Here is a 5,010-nt window from a genome sequence, read left to right on the forward strand (position 1 = left end):
AGCCGGGGGTGAGGCGGGTGCGGTGGAACTCGTGTCCGGTGACCCTCTCCCCGGCGCGGGTGAGCAGGGTGTCCCGGGGAGAGACGGCCTCCGGGTAGCGCAGGGTGAGCCGCTTGGTCATCCGGGCGCGCGCGGGCAGGGCCCCGGCCATGGCCTCACCGTCCAGCGACTCGGAGAGGTAGAGCAGCCCCGCGCACTCGGCGACGGTCGGCACCCCGCCCCGTACCGCGTCGCGCAGGTCGGCCAACAGACCCCGGTTGGCGGCGAGCCGCCCCGCGTACACCTCGGGGAAACCCCCGCCGAGGTAGAGGCCCCGGGTGCCGGAGGGCAGTCCGGTGTCCTCGAGCGGATCGAACCCGACGACCTCGCAGCCGGCGGCGGTGAGCAGCTCCTCGGTCTCGGTGTAGCGGAAGGTGAAGGCCCTCCCGCCCGCCACCGCGACCACCGGCCGCTCCGCGGTGGGGGAGGGGCCCACCTCACGGGCGGGGTCCCAGGGACGGGCGTCCAGGGCGGGCGCGGAGCGGGCCAGGTCGAGCAGCGCGGCCAGGTCCACCTGGCGCCCGATGTGCTCTCCCAGCCGCTCGACCGCCCGCGCCGACTCCGCCCGTTCGGCGGCCGGGACGAGCCCCAGGTGCCGGGACGGGGCGGCCAGCCGTTCGTCGCGGCGGACCACGCCGAGGACGGGCAGACGCGTGGACCGGGTGATCTCGGCGACGTTGCGCTCCGACCCCGCCTGGTTGAGGATCACGCCGACGACCTCGACCGCCGGGTCGTAGGCGGCCATGCCCGCCACCAGCGCACCCACCGAACGTGACATCCGGGACACGTCCACGACCAGCACCACCGGGGTCCGGGTCAGGGCCGCGACATGCGCGGACGAGGCGAACCCGTCGGCGCCGATCCGTCCGTCGTGCAGCCCCATCACCCCCTCGACGACGGCGACGTCGGCGCCCCGCGCCCCGTGCAGGAGCAGCGGCGCGATCCGGTCCTCGCCCACCAGGTGGGGGTCCAGGTTGCGGCCGGGCCGCCCGGTGGCGAGGGCGTGGTAGCCGGGGTCGATGTAGTCGGGGCCGACCTTGTGGCCGCTGACCGCGTGCCCGGCGCCGCGCAGCGCCGCCATCAGCCCGGTCGCGACCGTGGTCTTGCCCTGGCCGGTCATGGGGGCGGCGATCATCAGCCGGGGCAGGACCGTCGCCCCGGAGGACCCCGGGGTCACCGAAGGGACCATGGCCCCCGGGACATCCGGCGGCGGGGGCGTCACCACTCGATCCCCCGCTGGCCCTTCCGCCCGGCGTCCATGGGGTGCTTGACCTTCGTCATCTCGGTGACCAGGTCGGCGGCCTCCAGCAGCCGGGGGTCGGCGCGGCGGCCGGTGATCACCACGTGCTGGCGGCCGGGCCGGTCCCGCAGCGCGGCCACGACGTCGTCGGCGTCGACCCAGCCCCAGGCGATCGGGTAGGTGAACTCGTCGAGGATGAGCAGGTCGTGCCGCTCGTCGGCCAGGCGGCGTTTGATCTCCTCCCAGCCCTCGACGGCGGCGGCCTCATGGTCCTCCTCGCTGCCCTTGCGGCGGCTCCACGACCAGCCCGAGCCCATCTTGTGCCACTCGACCGGACCGCCCTCGCCGGTCTCCTCGTGGAGTTGGCCCAGGCGCTCCAGCACGGTCTGCTCGCCGATGCGCCACTTCGCCGACTTGACGAACTGGAACACCCCGATCCGCCAGCCCTGGTTCCAGCCGCGCAGCGCGAGGCCGAACGCGGCGGTCGACTTGCCCTTGCCGTCACCGGTGTGGACGGCCAGCAGCGGCTGGTTGCGGCGCTGTCGCGTGGTGAGTCCGTCGTCGGGGACGACGAGTGGTTTTCCCTGGGGCATCAGGAGGCCCTCTCTCGTACGGCGGAGCCCAGCGCGTCGGCGCTGACCTCGCTGACGGGCAGGTGGTCGGCGCCGAGGTGGGCGGCCAGGCGGCCGGCCAGACCGAGGCGCAGCGGACCGGACTCGCCGTCCACCACGACGGTGGTGACGCCCAGCCCGGCGACGTGGTCGGCGGCGCTCAGCGCGCGGCCGACGGCGCCGCGCCCGCCGGTGGCCCGTCCGTCGGTGACCACGACGAGCAGCGGGCGCAGCCGCGGATCGCGCAGGCGTTCGCGGCGCAGGACCCGGGCCGCCTCCACCAGACCCTCGGCGAGCGGCGTGCGGCCTCCGGCGGGCAGGTCGTCGAGGCGGGCCGCGGCGATGTCCACGGACCGGGTCGGCGGCAGCGCGAGTTCGGCGTCCCGGCCACGGAAGGTGACCAGACCGACCTTGTCACGCCGTCGGTAGGCGTCGAGGAGGAGCGAGAGGATCGCGGTCTTGACCTCGGTCATGCGCTTGCGCGCCGCCATGGATCCGGAGGCGTCGACGCAGAACAGGACCAGGTTGGTCTCCTGGCCCTCGCGGACCGCGACGCGTAGGTCGCCGGGCTGGAGCCGGAGCCGTCCGCCGCCGTGCGGACGGGACGCCGCGGCCCGCACGGTCTCGACCAGATGGAGTGAGTTGCCGGGCCCCTGACCGGGTGGGGCGGCGCCGATCCGTCGGCCCCGCGCTCCCACGGCTCGACTGCGTCTGCCGTCGGCCCCCTCACCTGAGCCCCGGACGGTGATCAGCCGGGGCCGGTAGGGGGCGGCGGCCTTGACGGGGGCGGCACCGGCGGGACGGGGCTCCGCCTCCCCGGATTCGTCCCCCTCCTGCTCCTGCCGGGAGGATTCGGGGAGCGGGTCCTGGTCGGCCGACGCGCCCTCCGGGTGCGCGTCGGGGCCGTCCGCCTGCGGTGGGGCGCCGTCGTCGGAGGGGGCGTCGGCGTCGGCGGGGCCGGGATCGTCGTCAGCGGGATCGTCGGACCCCTGCGGGTCCGGCGGCGCCGGCGGGTCCGGCGGGGGCTCCTCGTCGCCCAGGATCCGGTCGAGGAGGTCCTCGTCGAGTCCCGGCGCGTCGAACGGGTTGCGCCGACGCCGGTGCGGCAGGGCGAGCAGGGCGGCTCGGCGGATGTCCGCCCGGGTGACCGAGGTCCGGCCGGCCCAGGCGGCGTGCGCCATAGCCGTGCGCGCGGTGACGATGTCGGCCCGCAGACCGTCCACGTCGAACGCCGCGCAGACCTCGGCGATCTTCAACAGCGCGGCCTCGGACAACCGCACCCGCGCCAGCGACTCCCTGGCGACGGCGACGCGCTTGGCGAGGGCCTCCTCGGCGTCGCGGTAACGCTCGGCGAAAGCGGCCGGATCGGCGTCGTGGGCCATGCGCCTGCGCACGACCTCGGCGCGCCGGGCGGGCTCGGGCGGCGCGGCGACCTCGACGGTGAGCCCGAATCGGTCGAGCAGCTGTGGGCGCAGTTCGCCCTCCTCGGGGTTCATCGTGCCGATGAGCAGGAACCGGGCCGTGTGCTCCACGGAGAACCCGTCGCGCTCCACGGTCACCCGGCCGGTCGCGGCGGCGTCGAGGAGGAGGTCGACCAGGTGGTCGTGGAGCAGGTTGACCTCGTCGACGTAGAGGATCCCGCGGTGGGCCCGGGCCAGCAGGCCGGGTTCGTAGGCGACCTGGCCGTGGGTGAGCGCCTGCTCCAGGTGCAGGGAGCCCAGGACGCGGTCCTCGGTGGCGCCGACGGGGAGTTCGACGAGCCGTACCGGGCGGCTCTCCACGGGCGAGCCGGAGCCGAAGGGGCCGTCCGGGGACCGCTGCGCCGGGTCGGCGGGGTCCACGGAGAACCGGTCGCCCCGGTAGACGTCGACGGGAGGCAGGAGGGAGGCCAGGCCCCGGACCGCGGTGGACTTGGCGGTGCCCTTCTCCCCGCGCACCAGGACGCCGCCGATCTCCGGCGAGACGCTGGTGAGGACCAGGGACAGGCCCAGGTCGTCGAGGTGTTCGTCGTCGCAGCCGACGATCGCGGAGAACGGATAGTGCGTCCGCAATGGCATGGTGAGGCTCCCGCTCGTTGCGCCATACGTCAAGGGCGGGCGCGAGGCCGGTCTTCGGACTTGCCGAGTCCTCCGAGGAGGCTCGATTCACCGCAGCGGGCCTGTGCCGGAATCTCACCGGTCTTCCCAGATTCTCCCCGCCGTCCGTCCCCACCGTTTCCGATGGTTGGGCCGCCGGGGCACCTCACGCCTGTCGCCGCCACGATAGCGTCTGGGACATGAAGCCCGATCCGCCCCCTCCCCCTGAGCCCCGCGTCACCGTCGTCGGCCTCGGCGCCGACGGCTGGCCCGGGGTGCCGGAACGGCTGCGCCGCCTCATCCTGGACGCGGACGCGGTGCTGGGCGGACGCAGGCACCTGGCGATGCTGCCCGAGAGCGCCGGACAGCGCCGCGAGGCCTGGCCCTCACCCCTGCGGGAGGGGCTCCCATCCCTGTTCGCCTCCCTCGAAGGCGCCTCCGTGGTGGCCCTCGCCTCCGGCGACCCCCTCGTCTCCGGTGTCGGCACCACGCTGATCGACCTGCTGGGCGCCGACGCAGTGCGGGTGGAGCCCGCCGTCTCCTCGGTCGCCCTGGCCCGCGCACGGATGGGCTGGTCGGCGGAGCGGAGCGCGGTGGTGACCCTGGTCGGACGCGACCCCCGCCTGCTGTCGCGGGAACTGGCGCCCGGACACCGCGTCCTCGTGCTCTCCTCGGACGGCGACACCCCCGACGCGGTCGCCGCCCTGCTGGTCGGTGCCGGGTACGGCGCCACCCGGATGACCGTGCTGGGCGACCTGGGCACGGACACCGAGTCCCGGCTGCAGGCCACCGCGCGCGACTGGCTGACGGACCCGCCCGGAACGGTGCCCGTCCTGCACGTGCTGGCCCTGGAACTGGTCGGCCCACCCGCGTACGGCATGGTGGCGGGGCTGTCCGACGACGCCTTCGAGCACGACGGGCAGCTGACCAAGCGGGACCTGCGCGCCTCGGCGCTGGCCCGGCTGGCGCCCGCGCCGGGACAGCACCTGTGGGACGTGGGCGCGGGCGCGGGCTCGGTGGGCATCGAGTGGATGCGCGCCCACCC

Annotated in this window: 4 protein-coding genes and 1 riboswitch; of the genes, 1 reads left to right on the plus strand and 3 read right to left on the minus strand. The window is 75.4% G+C overall.

What is annotated here, in order from left to right:
- From D471_RS0119390 to D471_RS0119400, 3 genes are all read right to left on the minus strand, one after another.
- The coding region (locus tag D471_RS0119390; protein WP_086003029.1) for a cobyrinate a,c-diamide synthase at positions 1-1,174 on the minus strand (1,174 nt) is incomplete at its 3' end.
- A gap of 83 nt (positions 1,175-1,257) precedes the next feature.
- Positions 1,258-1,872: a cob(I)yrinic acid a,c-diamide adenosyltransferase gene (gene cobO, locus D471_RS0119395; protein ID WP_017600142.1), complete on the minus strand. Its 615-nt coding sequence runs from the start codon at positions 1,870-1,872 to the stop codon at positions 1,258-1,260.
- Entirely contained in the window at positions 1,872-3,947 is a 2,076-nt protein-coding gene (locus tag D471_RS0119400; RefSeq protein ID WP_394296860.1) for a VWA domain-containing protein, read from the minus strand. The genes cobO and D471_RS0119400 overlap by 1 nt, the downstream gene beginning before the upstream one ends.
- 28 nt (positions 3,948-3,975) lie before the next feature.
- A riboswitch (cobalamin riboswitch) is annotated at positions 3,976-4,107 on the minus strand.
- Between the two features lie 58 nt (positions 4,108-4,165).
- On the opposite strand from D471_RS0119400, the gene cbiE reads away from it, so the two are divergent.
- On the plus strand, positions 4,166-5,010 hold an 845-nt coding region (gene cbiE / locus D471_RS0119405; protein WP_017600144.1), incomplete at its 3' end, for a precorrin-6y C5,15-methyltransferase (decarboxylating) subunit CbiE.

This window comes from Nocardiopsis lucentensis DSM 44048 (assembly GCF_000341125.1).
Classification (GTDB): domain Bacteria; phylum Actinomycetota; class Actinomycetes; order Streptosporangiales; family Streptosporangiaceae; genus Nocardiopsis; species Nocardiopsis lucentensis.